The organism is Gracilibacillus sp. Marseille-QA3620 (assembly GCF_054950035.1).
This window is the reverse complement of the sequence record NZ_CM143102.1, coordinates 1,807,725-1,821,298: the sequence shown is the minus strand read 5'-3', so window position 1 is coordinate 1,821,298 and position 13,574 is coordinate 1,807,725. Positions and strand designations below refer to the sequence as shown.

The 13,574-nt window shown below is 35.0% G+C and carries 18 protein-coding genes; 3 read left to right on the top strand and 15 right to left on the bottom strand.

All coding sequences use genetic code 11. From position 1 onward, the window contains the following. Positions 1 to 39 precede the first annotated feature (39 nt). Together ACY8DX_RS09265 and ACY8DX_RS09260 are read right to left on the bottom strand one after the other, a co-directional pair. Positions 40 to 276, bottom strand: coding sequence for a hypothetical protein (locus ACY8DX_RS09265; protein ID WP_462406655.1), 237 nt, complete (start codon positions 274 to 276; stop codon positions 40 to 42). Between the two features lie 114 nt (positions 277 to 390). Then, positions 391 to 792 carry a hypothetical protein gene (locus ACY8DX_RS09260; protein ID WP_462406654.1) on the bottom strand — a complete coding sequence of 134 codons (402 nt, stop codon included), beginning with the start codon at positions 790 to 792 and terminating at the stop codon, positions 391 to 393. A gap of 487 nt (positions 793 to 1,279) precedes the next feature. Here ACY8DX_RS09260 and ACY8DX_RS09255 point away from each other — a divergent pair, with 487 nt between their 5' ends. After that, positions 1,280 to 1,630: a VOC family protein gene (locus tag ACY8DX_RS09255; protein WP_462406653.1), complete on the top strand. Its 351-nt coding sequence runs from the start codon at positions 1,280 to 1,282 to the stop codon at positions 1,628 to 1,630. 231 nt (positions 1,631 to 1,861) lie between these two features. Beyond that, a complete protein-coding gene (locus tag ACY8DX_RS09250) occupies positions 1,862 to 3,028 on the top strand; it encodes a pyridoxal phosphate-dependent aminotransferase (RefSeq protein WP_462406652.1) in 1,167 nt (388 codons plus the stop codon). A 636-nt stretch (positions 3,029 to 3,664) separates the two neighbouring features. On the opposite strand, the gene ACY8DX_RS09245 is transcribed toward ACY8DX_RS09250, so the two are convergent. The 6 genes from ACY8DX_RS09245 to ACY8DX_RS09220 form a co-directional block, all read right to left on the bottom strand. Further along, a complete protein-coding gene (locus ACY8DX_RS09245) occupies positions 3,665 to 4,093 on the bottom strand; it encodes a hypothetical protein (protein WP_462406651.1) in 429 nt (142 codons plus the stop codon). 101 nt (positions 4,094 to 4,194) lie between these two features. Beyond that, on the bottom strand, positions 4,195 to 4,539 hold the full coding sequence (locus ACY8DX_RS09240) for a hypothetical protein (protein ID WP_462406650.1): 345 nt from the start codon (positions 4,537 to 4,539) through the stop codon (positions 4,195 to 4,197). A gap of 62 nt (positions 4,540 to 4,601) precedes the next feature. After that, the gene (locus tag ACY8DX_RS09235; RefSeq protein WP_462406649.1) at positions 4,602 to 4,751 is read right to left on the bottom strand and encodes a hypothetical protein; all 150 of its coding nucleotides are present in this window, start codon (positions 4,749 to 4,751) and stop codon (positions 4,602 to 4,604) included. A gap of 188 nt (positions 4,752 to 4,939) precedes the next feature. Next, positions 4,940 to 5,278 (bottom strand): HIT family protein, encoded by a 339-nt coding sequence (locus tag ACY8DX_RS09230; RefSeq protein WP_462406648.1) that lies wholly within the window; start codon positions 5,276 to 5,278, stop codon positions 4,940 to 4,942. A gap of 116 nt (positions 5,279 to 5,394) precedes the next feature. Beyond that, positions 5,395 to 5,595: a hypothetical protein gene (locus tag ACY8DX_RS09225; protein ID WP_462406647.1), complete on the bottom strand. Its 201-nt coding sequence runs from the start codon at positions 5,593 to 5,595 to the stop codon at positions 5,395 to 5,397. A gap of 84 nt (positions 5,596 to 5,679) precedes the next feature. Further along, entirely contained in the window at positions 5,680 to 6,075 is a 396-nt protein-coding gene (locus ACY8DX_RS09220) for a hypothetical protein (protein ID WP_462406646.1), read from the bottom strand. A gap of 419 nt (positions 6,076 to 6,494) precedes the next feature. Here ACY8DX_RS09220 and ACY8DX_RS09215 point away from each other — a divergent pair, with 419 nt between their 5' ends. Continuing rightward, the gene (locus ACY8DX_RS09215; RefSeq protein WP_462406645.1) at positions 6,495 to 8,111 is read left to right on the top strand and encodes a putative polysaccharide biosynthesis protein; all 1,617 of its coding nucleotides are present in this window, start codon (positions 6,495 to 6,497) and stop codon (positions 8,109 to 8,111) included. Between the two features lie 295 nt (positions 8,112 to 8,406). On the opposite strand, the gene ACY8DX_RS09210 is transcribed toward ACY8DX_RS09215, so the two are convergent. The 7 genes from ACY8DX_RS09210 to ACY8DX_RS09180 form a co-directional block, all read right to left on the bottom strand. Next, complete coding sequence (locus tag ACY8DX_RS09210; protein WP_462406644.1) at positions 8,407 to 9,111, bottom strand: SAM-dependent methyltransferase; 705 nt, start codon at positions 9,109 to 9,111, stop codon at positions 8,407 to 8,409. Between the two features lie 134 nt (positions 9,112 to 9,245). Next, the gene (locus tag ACY8DX_RS09205; protein ID WP_462406643.1) at positions 9,246 to 9,803 is read right to left on the bottom strand and encodes a 2'-5' RNA ligase family protein; all 558 of its coding nucleotides are present in this window, start codon (positions 9,801 to 9,803) and stop codon (positions 9,246 to 9,248) included. Between the two features lie 322 nt (positions 9,804 to 10,125). Next, on the bottom strand, positions 10,126 to 10,413 hold the full coding sequence (locus ACY8DX_RS09200; protein ID WP_462406642.1) for a 3-isopropylmalate dehydrogenase: 288 nt from the start codon (positions 10,411 to 10,413) through the stop codon (positions 10,126 to 10,128). A 185-nt stretch (positions 10,414 to 10,598) separates the two neighbouring features. Further along, complete coding sequence (locus tag ACY8DX_RS09195) at positions 10,599 to 10,790, bottom strand: hypothetical protein (RefSeq protein ID WP_462406641.1); 192 nt, start codon at positions 10,788 to 10,790, stop codon at positions 10,599 to 10,601. A gap of 146 nt (positions 10,791 to 10,936) precedes the next feature. After that, positions 10,937 to 11,443, bottom strand: coding sequence for a DUF1648 domain-containing protein (locus ACY8DX_RS09190; RefSeq protein ID WP_462406640.1), 507 nt, complete (start codon positions 11,441 to 11,443; stop codon positions 10,937 to 10,939). A gap of 183 nt (positions 11,444 to 11,626) precedes the next feature. Continuing rightward, positions 11,627 to 11,962: a hypothetical protein gene (locus ACY8DX_RS09185; protein WP_462406639.1), complete on the bottom strand. Its 336-nt coding sequence runs from the start codon at positions 11,960 to 11,962 to the stop codon at positions 11,627 to 11,629. 721 nt (positions 11,963 to 12,683) lie between these two features. After that, positions 12,684 to 13,010, bottom strand: coding sequence for a hypothetical protein (locus ACY8DX_RS09180; RefSeq protein ID WP_462406638.1), 327 nt, complete (start codon positions 13,008 to 13,010; stop codon positions 12,684 to 12,686). Positions 13,011 to 13,574 lie beyond the last annotated feature (564 nt).

The following is a 13,574-nucleotide window of genomic DNA, read 5'->3' as shown; positions in this document are numbered from 1 at the left end:
TACATTACACCTTATCTAAAAAACTTTTCTGAAATGTAATTATCTTGATTTAGCCATCGGATCAACAAGAAATTGTTCCATTTCTTTTTCTGTAAGTTGTTTTGGTTCCATGCCTCTTTCTCTGCAATAGGCATCGAGAGCTCTTACCTTTACCCGATATTCTTCAGGGTCTCTCGGGATTGCATATACGCCATCCGTCTGTGCTTTACCTTTAATATCAAGAGTATTTTTGTTAGGAATCCGATACCTTCCATGTAAACTTCTTAGTTTGGACATTGATAAGTCTCCTCCTTAAAAATACTTTGTTACCAATCGGTTGGCGCTGACTGTATTGAATAAAAAATTTTGCCCATAGGTTTGTTTTGCTCCAAGAGATTCGTAAAATGACATCTAACTCGATTTTGAAGTAAGTTCAACATAACCTTCGTACCCTTTTCTAAAGCTATATAAGCAAGCATATGCTACTAATATCTTTCCACAATTAAAAAATTCCCTGTTAGGATTAGTCTTCCCATTAATCATTTTTTTATTCTGAGGAGCTGATTCAATCAATTCAACGTCTATGCACATGAAGTCAGGATCGTCATTGCCCTTTAAGGCAATTAATCCTTGTATAATCACAGGTTTTTCCTCCAGTACCATTGCATGCACTTCATAGTCTTGTGAATATGGTTTGAGCCAATTAAAAGCCCATCCTCCTCGAGTATTCAATTGTCGTTCCACTATATCTCTTCTTTCTAACCGAGTGAATGAAACAGGATATTGAGTAATATCTTTAGAAGGTTTTGTCATAACAAAAATCTCCTGTCTTCATTTTATCACACTCGCTTCTTCCATAATATCCCACACTTATTGAAGCAGCTTCTTGACGTATGTAGTCATCGTTATTCTTAAAGGATATACTGCTAAATTCTTTATTTTCGAACATGAAAATCACCCTCTCCCCATCATACGACCATTCAAAGCCCTCCAATTACCCACGGAATAACTAGGATGCTCACGATTTCCAAAACCTTTGTTCCAGCATTTAATCAAAACAATTCTTGACAGTTTGTGTACTCATATTTTTATTTCTAACAAAAAGGACAATAGCTCCAGTGACCATGAAGCCTATCGCTAACCAATCTAATAATCCCACTTCTGTACTTCTTTTTATCATTTAAGGCAAATGCTCATATTAGTAGATTTCAAGAAAAATGACCTTATTCCTCCTGCAGGAAGGGAAAAAACGTGTGTTGTCGAATCTATTTCTCATTGAATAATGAAAAGGAGAGCATATATGAAAGGATTAGTATCCAGAATTGATACAGTATTTCTCGAGGTCAGTGATTTAGACTACTCAATTAAATGGTATTCAGACATACTCGGGTTAACACTAAGATGGAATCGGAATGGATATGCGGCCTTCACGGTCGGCGATACTTCCTTAACCCTTGTGCAATCAACCGATGTCAAGCCCTCCAAGCACTCCCCTTTTAACTTCTTTACAACCAATATTGATGATATGCATAAGTTCCTTGTAGAGAATCAAGTAAAGACAGAGGAAATCGGTCACTATCCAGATATTCGTACCTTTGATTTTAAGGATCCGGATGGACATATTCTTGGGTTCTGTCAGTTTGAAGAATAAGGCGTAGAAAGAATGCAGCTTTGCATTCTTTTTTTGTTAGCTTTAACCATGAGGTTCAATCGTATCTCTCTAGTAAATGGGCCCTTATCAAACAAGTAGTATGACAAATGAAAGAAGTACCCGCTTTTTCCCAACAATACCTCCCTATAGACAATTCCACTTAAAGGCTATAGAATTTTACATACTATTTCCATTATTCAATAATACATTCTCATTGTAAGGGTGAATGATATGACCTATTCAGAACGCTTAAAGAAGCTGCCAGTCCAATTTTTTGCCTCGCTTGTCCAGAAGGTCAACAGCGCCGTAGCGGAAGGAAGAGATATCATTAATCTCGGGCAAGGTAATCCGGACAAGCCTACTCCACCGCATATCGTGAAAGCCCTGCAAGAAGCGGCTGAGGATGCGCAAACGCATAAATATTCTCCATTCCGGGGCTTGGAGGAATTGAAGGAAGCGGCCGCACAATTTTACCAAAAGGAATACGGCGTTGCTGTTGATCCTAAAACGGAAGTTGCCATCCTTTTTGGCGCAAAGGCTGGGCTAGTGGAGCTGCCCATGTGCCTGCTCAACGACGGAGATCTCATGCTCCTGCCAGACCCAGGCTATCCCGACTATTTATCAGGGGCCGTATTAGCAAATGTAAACGTTGAAACGTTTCCACTCACAAAAGATAACTATTTTTTGCCCGATTATGAGAGCATCCCTTTAGAACAAAGGAATGAGGCAAAGCTCATGTATTTAAACTATCCGAATAACCCGACCGGAGCTACCGCCGACCAGGCTTTTTACGAAAAAACTGTCGCCTTTGCAAAGGAACATCATATTACCGTAGTCCATGATTTCGCCTATGGAGCAATTGGCTTTGATGGCCAAAAACCGGTCAGCTTTCTCGAAGCAGAAGGAGCAAAAGAAATCGGCATTGAAATGTACACACTCTCAAAAACGTACAATATGGCTGGCTGGCGTGTCGGCTTCACTATCGGAAATCCAGCCATCATCGAAGCGCTCAACCTCATTCAAGACCATCTTTACGTCAGTCTCTTCCCTGCTGTGCAAAGAGCAGCCATTGCGGCCTTAACAGGAGACCAATCCTGTGTCGAAGAACTGACCGCTCGCTATGAACGACGAAGAAATGCCCTTATTGACGCTTGCCAAAAAATCAGCTGGAACGTCGAGGCACCAACAGGTTCCTTCTTCGCCTGGCTCCCGGTCCCTCCCGGCTTCACAAGCGAAAGCTTCGCTGACTATTTGCTTGAAAAAGCAGATGTAGCCGTCGCAGCAGGCAAAGGCTTTGGCGAATACGGAGAAGGCTATATACGTGTCGGCTTATTAGTAGATGAAGACCGGCTAGTAGAAGCGATTGAACGTATTGGGCAGCTAGGATTATTCACTTAAAGGAATATCACAGTCAACTATAAAGTACTGATAACCATATCAGCGGAAAAATTATAATCTGATCAATTGTCCTCACGTTCGGCTTCGTTTTTTAAATTTGGAACAACAGCCACTTCCAGATAGGAAGTGGCTGAGCTCTATAGTCCGACCTCCCCCGTTTCTACAATAAGGAATTCAACATTAAAGGCATTGGTCCTTCTTAGATCAATGCCCCGTTTGCTTAAATGTATTTAATCACAATCTTTAACTAAGTTAAATAAAACAAGCCTTAGAGAAAGAATCTAAGGCAGTAGCATCGTAATATTTTTATAAATATCATACCTTTGTTCAAAACATACGACTTTATTTCAAATGAATAGTTTAGTTTAAAAACTTCTTCACTACTTTAATCAAACCAATTACAATAGCTACCAGAACAAACAAAATAATAAAAATCAAAGGCCAATTGTAAGTAGTTAACATTCCACACCTCCTAGTGATTTATCAAGAAATACAACCAAATTTAATGGGAAAACAAGTTTTTATGTACAAACTAGAAATCCTTCTTCCGCTCACCTGCCCGTTTCTACAATAAGGAATATAAAACGGCATTAAGTCTTCTTGAATCAACGCCCACTTTAGCAGAAGAAGCAAGTATTACAATCTTGTTCTTATATTATTTTTATAAATGTCCACTTTGTTTGCAGTAAAATTCACTGATTGAGTTGTCTCATAGATTTTCATACAAAGATTTAATGATAAAGGTAATTGGAATTTTTCAACTACCTCTTCTAAAGCATAGTATTTGTCTTCTGTTTTATTATAAAAAACAACTGAACTAATAAATACTTCTTCATCCTCAATATCAAGACTACACATCATTGGAAACTTTTCACCATCATTTGTTTCTAATTTCCCTGATACTACCGAACCATTTAGCTCTTCAGTAAAATTATTTGTTTCCGATGGCCTTACCCACGTTTCATCTTGTTCTTCATTTTGCTCGTCATCAATTGCCCATTCCCATATCAGATTATCCTTAAAATCCTCTAAGGTTAATTTATCAATTGGTTTGCTTTTACTCATAATCGCTAACTCCTTTATTAGCCCTTATAACTGATAAATTCCATATCGTAACACAAAACCCTTCTTCCGCTCACCTGCTTCTTTCGCACAATAGTAAAGGGTTAATTAACATTTATGAAAATTACTGATGAAACCAAAATGAGTATTACTATACTTTTAACTTTACTGTCCTTCCACAAATCTAAAACTGAAAAGATTCCACCTAAAGTAAACAAGACAATACCAATAAACTTACTGATGGCTACGCCTAATAGAGTGCCTAAATGTATCAAGAACCCGCCTATAACCATAAACCCAATTGTAGAAATAAACCTACGTGACGTAAAATCAATGATCACAGATTTTTTATCTTCACTATTCATTTTTAAAAAACCTCTAGCAACCATAAAGAATGGTATTCCCCACATAATGATAAAAGTTACAAGAGAATCAGTATTTATTTTCAACAGTTATCTCCCAATCTGTCATTTTTCTTTTAGCATTAGCTGACTATTTATTCGAACAGATTTCAGCGTCCGTTTCTCTTTTTAATTTCATCGCTTATTTCCATTAAAGTAAGTAAAATTAAGAAAAGCATCATAAAATTCACTAGTTCACCTGTGAAAAATGCCAGTATAGCAATCAACACAATCCAAAGCCAAAAATATTTTCTGTTCATAAAATTCATCCCCATTTTTCTTTATATAGCTTAATAAATTCGACACTATATAAGTGACTTCCTTCTTCCGCTAAGCTGACCGTTTCTAAAATAAGGAATTCAACAAAAAAGGGCATTAATTCTTCCCTGGATCAATGCCCTTCTAGCAAGCTTAATAATTCTGTCTTTGAGTACCAAGTACCATCAAATCACTTTATCCGATTTCCATAACGAACATGCCAATGCAGATGCTTATTACTTTGATACTCACCTATATTCGTTGATACTGTACAGGCACCGTACTTGTCGTTTACCTGTTTTGATACTTGCTGTATCACAGAAAATAAATCGTTTAGTATATCTTTATCTTCCGGTTTAATATCAATCAATGATGTAATATGTTTTTTGGGGATAACGACAATATGTACTTCATACATAGGTCGAGTATGATAAAAGGCAAGAGTATGATCAGTTTCACAAACATTTTCAACCTTTGCCTTACCATTTAAAACTTCATCACAATAAAAATCTTCCATACCATTAGCCATAAGAAACCTCTCCAAAATCTTTTAATATATAAATACTAATTCGAGTAATTTCTCCTATTTCCTCTTAATGAACTAATCTGTCCATTTGTCTAATAAAAACTAGAACATACGGATATCTATTTACGGTTTATTTTCTTTTTGGCATCCACATACCCAACCATTCCAACTATTGTGATGAAAATCAAAACATACATATCTGTAGTCAGTATGCCTTTCGTTACCAATGACAGTTCAGCGTATGTTCTAATCAAGAGACCAATTGCCGGAAAAATAAGAAGCGACAAAAAGAACTTTTTCCTGACTTCTAAATCTTGCATATTAATCCCCCTTAAAGTATTACTTTCCTTCTTTCGCTAAGCCGCCCCTTAGCAATATAGTCATATAACCCCAAACATAATAGGTTATTCGGTTAAGCTGAATCCCATAATATGGTCCGTAAAAAGAGCATAACTTTCTAACTCAATCACATTATCAGGATTTGCAAAGGGGATAATTTTTACATTGTTCAAAACAATTATTCCACTTTGATTTGTTACTTTGCTGTCTTTCATTAGTGGAAATAGTGTATCTTCGGATTTGAGCAAAGCCAAATCAAGTAATGGCAAATTTGCAAGGTTCGGCTCTTGAGTATTGATTTTATCCGCAACAATTAAGGAACTCGAGGTAGTGATTTGAACCCTCCTCTTTTGATCAACTTCATTCTGTAATTCATCAGCAATTATCTGTGCTGTAACTATTGATAATTTTTTCATATCGTGCATTGGGTTTAGCTCGTGACCAGTAAATGTTATCTCCAAAAAACCGCCTCCAAAAATATGATTTATAGTAAAATTATAGCATTATCTTTCTTTAAGGATAAATTGTTATTCAACTAAACTACCCGTTGCTCCATAAGAAATTCAACAGAAAAAGGCATTAATCCTTCTATTTGGATCAATGCCTCCGTTTGTTTAAATAAAAGGTTCCATTAGATTAAGGTTTTTTTAAATAATAGTGTTTTAAATGATAAAAGAAACTCATCCATAATCGATGAGGTACTTTTTATCGATTCATCTCCTAGGTCATATTGAGAGTAACAGCAACAAATTGTTTTTATATATCTTTCTGCGAAACACAGAATGGATATATATGTTAATATAGAAAAATAAAAATATCTATGTGAATAAAATGAATAGCCTACGTAGCTAAGCTATTTTTGATAAATCGAGGTGCTTCAGTGGAGAATAAATTTATAAGAGGAACTTTCTTTTTAACGGTAGCGAGCCTAATATCTAAGATTTTGGGTTTCATCTATATTATTCCATTTACAGCTCTCGTAGGAACACAGGGATACGCTTTGTATAAATATGCCTATGGCCCGTATACAATTCTGTTAAGTATTTCAACAATAGGCCTTCCCCTTGCCGTTTCCAAATTTGTTTCCAAATATAATGAATTAGGTAATTATAGAGTGGGTTTGACACTATTAAGATATGGAATGTATCTAATGGTCATAAGTGGTATTATCTCATTTACTATTTTGTATTTTTCGGCACCATTCTTAGCAGGAATATTAATTGATCCTAATGATCAATCAGGTAATTCTTTAGAGGACGTTCAATTTGTCATTCGGCTCGTTAGTTTTGCTTTGTTAATTATTCCAGCAATGAGTATTTTCAGGGGATACTTTCAAGGGAGCCAATCTATGGGGCCATCGGCGTTAAGTACAGTGATCGAGCAAGTAGTGAGGATTATCTTTATCTTGTCTGGTGCATATGTGACCATTCATATATTTAACAGCTCTCTTACAAATGCTGTAGGGATTGCAACTTTTGCCGCCTTTATAGGTGGAGCAGCAGGATTTATTGTTTTGTTATTCGTGTTCTTTAAACGAAAAGAATTAATTAAGAAACAAAAAGATATGAGTCCGAATAATGAGGATATAAAATTTGTATCCATATTTAAGGAATTAATCGGTTATGCAGTTCCTTTTGTTATTACAGGACTAGCAATACCTATTTATCAGAACATTGATACCTTTACCATTAATCAATTGTTTCAGTCTATAGGATACAAGTTAGATGAAGCAGAGACCATTAATTCCGTTATAGGGTTAGCACAAATTCTCGTAATGGTTCCTGTGTCATTGGCAACAGCATTCGGTATGTCTTTAATACCAGGTATAACTTCAGCTTTTACTCGTGGAAAAATGTTAGAAGTACAAAGTAAGATTTCTCAAACCATCCAAATTCTTATGTTATTTACTCTTCCAGCTGCAATGGGCTTATGTATTCTTGGGGAACCAATTTATACGATGGTTTTTGGGTTAGAAAACAGTCCTGAACTAGGCGGAGGTATTTTGCAATGGTACTCTTTAGCCGCCGTTATTTTTGCATTGTTTACGGTAACAGCTGCTATTATGCAAGGAATTAACGAACAAAGAAAATTAATAACTGGAATTATCTTAGGAATCTTTTTCAAGATAGTTTTAAACTTCGTATTTGTACGATATTTAGAGGAAGTAGGTCCTATTTTAGCTACTTACTTTGGTTTTATCGTCTCAGTTCTTTATAACATTTATATCATCAAGAAAACCATCAAATATAAATTATTACCCTTATTTCAGATATTAACGGAAGTATTCTTGTCAGTTTTGGTCATGTCAATCGTTGTTTGGTGTGCTAAAATTTTAACAGAGCTATGGTTACCAGACACTCTAAGCTTATATACTCGTGCCTTAGTTACTTCAATTATCTCCATTTGTACAGGGTTATCCGTTTATTTGGGTATAAGTTTCAAATTTGATTTTGTAAAAAGATTATTATTGAGCAATAAAAGTTCGGATAGCCAATGATACTCATGATCATTTTAAAAAGTTCAACATAAAAAGAGCCTTCATCCTTCTTGGATCAATGGCCCTGTTTGTCACGTAGATATCTAAATAGAGGATTTATTAATGTAACGTGGAGAACTATTGTATGTATCCTAGCAGCGAATGTTAACACTTTCTGAGTCAATGCTGTTACTTGATACTGTGATAGTTTCTCCGTTATTAGAACATCCTGCAATCGTAAACAAAGCTAATGTAAACAAAATAACATGTACCTTTTGAGCCATCATATTACCTACGAAGTTGAACATAGTATCCTCTAACCTTTCCTTATTTTCAACATTGAATTAGCATTCGCTTGAAATTCATATGGAACTTTTATTTCTTCAACGATGTAGTTACAATCAGCAAGATAACCAAATATCTTATCTAAATGCTTATATCTATTTCCCTCTAAATCAACTAAAGGAAAAATGCGAACTTCCTCTTTTGTAACCCTCAACAGTTCTCTCAGAGTTTCTAAGTGGAATAGATAATCTAACCTGTCCGCATACATAAATAAAAAATGCGCTGAGAGAAGAATCTCAAATTCATCATTCTTAAATGGCAAGGAAGGTAAGTTAGCTGGGATATATCTTTCACTTGATTCTTTCATATCGTTAGCACATTCTTGTAATGCCGTTAAACGATGATTTCTAAGACTTTCTATATCCTTGAAATAGTCCCATTTATAGTTGCCTTCAGCTTTTTTCATATGCTTCATTGCGTGTTCAATATCCTGAAGGCCTTTATTATTTAGGTCTTCACGAGAATGATAATAGGCAATATCACAAGCCGTTATATCTAGCCCTGATTTGTTTCCAACAGCTGTAAACGAACAAGCCCCCGCTGGACAATCCAGTATTCTCCTTCCTCGCAGTTCATCTTCGGTAAGTAAGAACATATCCATATACTCTTCAAAAGTTCGCCCAATGAAAACGATTCTTCCTAAATCTAACTTTGTACTCTGCTCAATTTTGCTCAACTGAATCCCCCTTGGTAAAATCATTACCTTCATTCATCACAGGAACGTTGCCTCTTTAGCCCAGAAGATCAAGCCCATCAAAATGACAATCTGGTCTTCTGCTATTCCCTTGGTTAATTTAAGTTCATACCTTTTTAAACAGACAAACTTAATTTTTTCGAGTATATGATTGGTGCATGCATAATAGGATTTGCATCACTAGCCAATTTTACAAGAGCAATTTCTATAATTTTCCCCTCGATTGTTTGATGGTTTTTCAAACAATAGTGAAATGCCTCTGATAACTTTTTTGTCGATATCTTATTGGCTAAAGTACAATGAGGTATCCACTGATCAGGTAAATAATTCGTATTAGCATTGACATGATATTTCTTAAAATACTCATAATGATCAGAATGAAAATTCATTAGTTCCTTTGTCATAATTGGTGATAAAAAGATTGTCTTATAATTCATAAAGGAACCTATTGTGTTAAAGGTTATATTTAAACTTAATTTATCTGCATAAAAATCATCCATTAATCTGATAAATTCATCCTCATCTAAATCATAGTAACTTGCTAACGTTATATGCGGTCTTGCATCTTGCATTTCTTGTGAATAAAAGGCGATTGAATTTTCACTCAGTTGGGTCCAAATCTCTTCAACTTTTTGTTCTGTTTTTTTGTCAAATAAACCTATTACCCAATACATAATAGACCACCTTTATTATTTCCTCTCCATCACTTAAATAGCTGTATAATCTACTTTCAAATTGATTATTCTTCTTTCACGAACCTCCCGTTTCTACAATAAGGAATTAAACAAAAAAGAGCATTAATCCTCCTTGATAATGCCCTGAGTTGAATAAGAATAGTTTTTTCGCCGTGTATGATGTTCTCTAAAAATCAGTTTATTTTGCAACTAAAGAGTTCCACCAACCTAAAATTCTAGTCATCAAACGGAAAATCCTTCTTCAACAAATCTGGCCGATAGCAGCATAAGAAAAGACCATCAATTTGACAGGTGTGATCTTCTACCAATGCTTTTTGACTTTTTTAATTATCGACACTACAAGGGCGAGAAATAAGACAAGTATACTATTATAAAATAAATAGGAAGCAAGATTAAAACCGAAAAATGCCGAAAAGCCATCCTCAAAAACCACTACAGCCCAAACAACCCCAATTACCCCAAATACTCCCGCTAGTATGAAAATAACCAATGCTGCTAAGTATAGGTTTCTACTCTTTTTGTAGATGAGTAACCCGATAAGGTTGGCTGTAACGATAAAAACGACATATGCAACAATGAATATATTCAATAAACCACCTCTTTTACACAACTAACCACTTATTTCTGTTAATGATTCAACTGTTCAATTAGTTCAGATTTATAAATGAACATTCTTCTTCCGCTAAACTGCCCGTTTCTACAATAAGGAATTCAACAAAAAAGAGCATTAATCCTTCCTGGATTAACGCCCTGTTATTCAATAAAGTTTTTCTGCTAATGAAATATAAGATTAAAAAGAACAGGAATAAGTAACGCTGATCCAAGACAAATGATCGCTGCTCTTTTTGACTGTTTTGTAATACGTTCATCATCCTTATGCAGGTTTTCAATAAATGAAAGAGTGAAGTAAAAACATAAAATAATGAATACAATTGAAATAATACCTAACCAACCGGCTATTTCCATTTCCTAAATCCCCCCCTTGAAACCTTGTTCAATTAAAATGCACGGTTTCCTTAATAAGGATTTCAACAAAAAGAGCGCTAAGCCTTCCTGTATCAACACACCCGTTATCATTTAAGTGTAATTGTTTACAGCGTCTTAAGGTTTATTTATCGAATCTTTTTTTGTTTAATTATTCCTAACACAATTGGAATAAGTGCACTTAGTATGGCAATTGGTAGAAACCATAATCCAAACCCGTTTCCCATGCCTAAGGCAATTGAAACTGATTCAATTAAGATTAAAGCAAAGATGATTAGACATATGTTTTTTAATTGATTTACCAGTTTCCGGCTTATCAAATAGAACTCTTTAACATTCTCTTTACTTAATCGTTCTGGATAATTGTGTGATTCTGGGAACTTTTCGAACAATTGCATGAAGATTGCACTTATTGCACCTACTATGGGTAATATAAAAAGTTCCATCTTTGAACCCCAACGATCTACTTCACCTAACGCATTGTAATGTGCTGGAACTTCGTCAGGGAGCCCCTTCCAATTGTAAATTAAAAAGATTAACGAGCCAAAATAAAAGGAATACCCGATGAAATCCCAAATCCACTCACTCTTAGTTTTAACTATTTTAATTTTAGGTCTCTTCCAAGAATCTGACATCTCCTTTAACTCCTTCCTTTTCCCTTACGAACAAACTCCCCACATGAACTTACCTCAACAAACATCATATATTGTTTATACAAGTTGAAATATAAAACCGTTTTTGACTTTCTCCATTTTTCACCAACCTACTCTCTAACTACAAAAGGAATTCAACAAAAAAGGTGGTTAATCCTTCTTGGATCAACGCACCCGTTTGAATGATTTATCACAAGTTTTACTATTTCCTTTTAACTTTAATAAACCCCAAGAAAGCAACCAAGTAACCCCAATAAAAAACGCCTCTATCGCATAAGATACAAAATCATTCATATGAACAGCAAAAAAATCAACTGTACTTGCAGAATAAAAGGAATACCAAATCCATAAAAAAGTAATTATGGATATAGCCAAATGAATTAAAGGTCCTATAATCACTTTTTTAAAGTACAACGCTGACAATGTTCCCAACAGAATGGCAATCGGTATTTCAAGCACTTCAATTGCATAAGGACCAAACCAAGTTGAAGCAGTTACCATTATAAGTCACCTCATTAATGTATTATTCCATTTACTTCTTCATAAACTGCTCGGTTTGTGGGTTGTAAGTAAAAGGAAATGGTGACGGCTCCTTATACCGATGTAATGCACCGATCAGTTGAATACTACTCATTTTGTTTAGTGCTGAAAATGACCGTACCAATCCCTCTTGTTGTTCCCCTAATTATTAACTGCCCTAACATATAAACAATAGAGATGAATATAATTGCGAAGTCTCTTCCGAAAGGTTTAAACCAACTTCCATCATCAACAATGAAAAAATAACCAAGCAACAAGTAGATAACTGTCATGATAGCATTAACTCCAAAAAACAATGATAATTTACTATTTCTCGATGTGACTCCTACAACAATGATGAACAATAGAAATACCGGTATGTGTAAAGCTAATCTGACTCGTTTCTACAGTAAGAAGCTCAACAAAACAAGGACATTAACCCTTCCTGGATCAACGACCCATATATTTATATACATATATTCAAAACTTTATAAGATTATAAATAATAGAAAGGAGAGAACCGTAATTAACTTTAGTTAGGCTCCTCCAGATGGATGAATAAACCTTAAAATTCATTTATCATCCAAACAAACGGGGAAGTGACTCTTCTTTTTTATTTAAACGGTGTTTCCATAAAATATTTCAGGAAGTGTTAAAATTAGAGAGGTTTAACATTATGACACTCGCAAAAAAAGTACAATAATCAAGGACCAGTACCGCAACTAATGCTATACTTCTCGTTTTTGTTTTCTTTTGCATAGCAAATAGTAGGAGTCATTCCAGTTTCACTCTTCCAGTCATGCCATGTTACGTCATACATATTTCCGTATTCTTTATCATAAATATCTCTCGAAATGATGATGGCGAAAAAACTTTGATAGGGATAACCTTGATCTCTAATATAAGCTCTGATAGCACTTCTAGGAGAATCGTTATCATGTATGACTGAATCTAAAAGGGGCGGGGAGATTAGAACTAGAATGAATAGCACGCTTATCATAAGCCACATCTTCTTTTTATTGCGTCTCATATACTACCTCCTTTTTAAGGCTGTTGAACAAAACTCAATCAAACATTACCTAAATGAATACCTCGGTATCCCTCAAGCATAAATCAAGTAAATAAACCGCTCCCTATGGAGAGAGTTATTGTTTCGTTGTGAAGAAATTTTTATGAAACAGGCCTTTAAAGTAAATGAGTAAAAATAAAGCCTCGATTATCGTGAAAATCCCTAAAAAACTAATCATAGCACCTTCAAACCCTCTAACGAATCTATAACCGTAATACATGATACTGATTCCTGAGAGTATCGTTATGTAGATAGGAATCTTCGCGATAGACGGTTTGAAGATTTGCTTAAGAATAAGTGAAATGATTAAAGCTATAGCGAGGATCACGTTAGCTAAAAGAAAGGGTACAATAAAAAACAAGAAAAGACCTCCTAAGCTTCCATATTGACTCTATCAAGTTAGTTATTCTTCACTTGTTTCCTAATATCCTTCTTATGCTAATCTGCCTTATTTCTTCATCTTTTAAGTCTGCGCATGTGTTTGATTTTCATCAAGGATACCATATCCGCTAACCTATGCCGTTT

Bases quoted from the DNA above. Each gene is read 5' to 3' on its own strand.
- ACY8DX_RS09255 (WP_462406653.1), top strand. From the start codon at position 1,280: ATGAAAGGATTAGTATCCAGAATTGATACAGTATTTCTCGAGGTCAGT.
- ACY8DX_RS09260 (WP_462406654.1), bottom strand. From the start codon at position 792: ATGACAAAACCTTCTAAAGATATTACTCAATATCCTGTTTCATTCACT.
- ACY8DX_RS09190 (WP_462406640.1), bottom strand. From the start codon at position 11,443: ATGTCAGATTCTTGGAAGAGACCTAAAATTAAAATAGTTAAAACTAAG.
- ACY8DX_RS09180 (WP_462406638.1), bottom strand. From the start codon at position 13,010: ATGAGACGCAATAAAAAGAAGATGTGGCTTATGATAAGCGTGCTATTC.
- ACY8DX_RS09230 (WP_462406648.1), bottom strand. From the start codon at position 5,278: ATGGCTAATGGTATGGAAGATTTTTATTGTGATGAAGTTTTAAATGGT.
- ACY8DX_RS09245 (WP_462406651.1), bottom strand. From the start codon at position 4,093: ATGAGTAAAAGCAAACCAATTGATAAATTAACCTTAGAGGATTTTAAG.
- ACY8DX_RS09235 (WP_462406649.1), bottom strand. From the start codon at position 4,751: ATGAACAGAAAATATTTTTGGCTTTGGATTGTGTTGATTGCTATACTG.
- ACY8DX_RS09225 (WP_462406647.1), bottom strand. From the start codon at position 5,595: ATGCAAGATTTAGAAGTCAGGAAAAAGTTCTTTTTGTCGCTTCTTATT.
- ACY8DX_RS09250 (WP_462406652.1), top strand. From the start codon at position 1,862: ATGACCTATTCAGAACGCTTAAAGAAGCTGCCAGTCCAATTTTTTGCC.
- ACY8DX_RS09205 (WP_462406643.1), bottom strand. From the start codon at position 9,803: ATGTATTGGGTAATAGGTTTATTTGACAAAAAAACAGAACAAAAAGTT.
- ACY8DX_RS09195 (WP_462406641.1), bottom strand. From the start codon at position 10,790: ATGGAAATAGCCGGTTGGTTAGGTATTATTTCAATTGTATTCATTATT.
- ACY8DX_RS09185 (WP_462406639.1), bottom strand. From the start codon at position 11,962: ATGGTAACTGCTTCAACTTGGTTTGGTCCTTATGCAATTGAAGTGCTT.
- ACY8DX_RS09265 (WP_462406655.1), bottom strand. From the start codon at position 276: ATGTCCAAACTAAGAAGTTTACATGGAAGGTATCGGATTCCTAACAAA.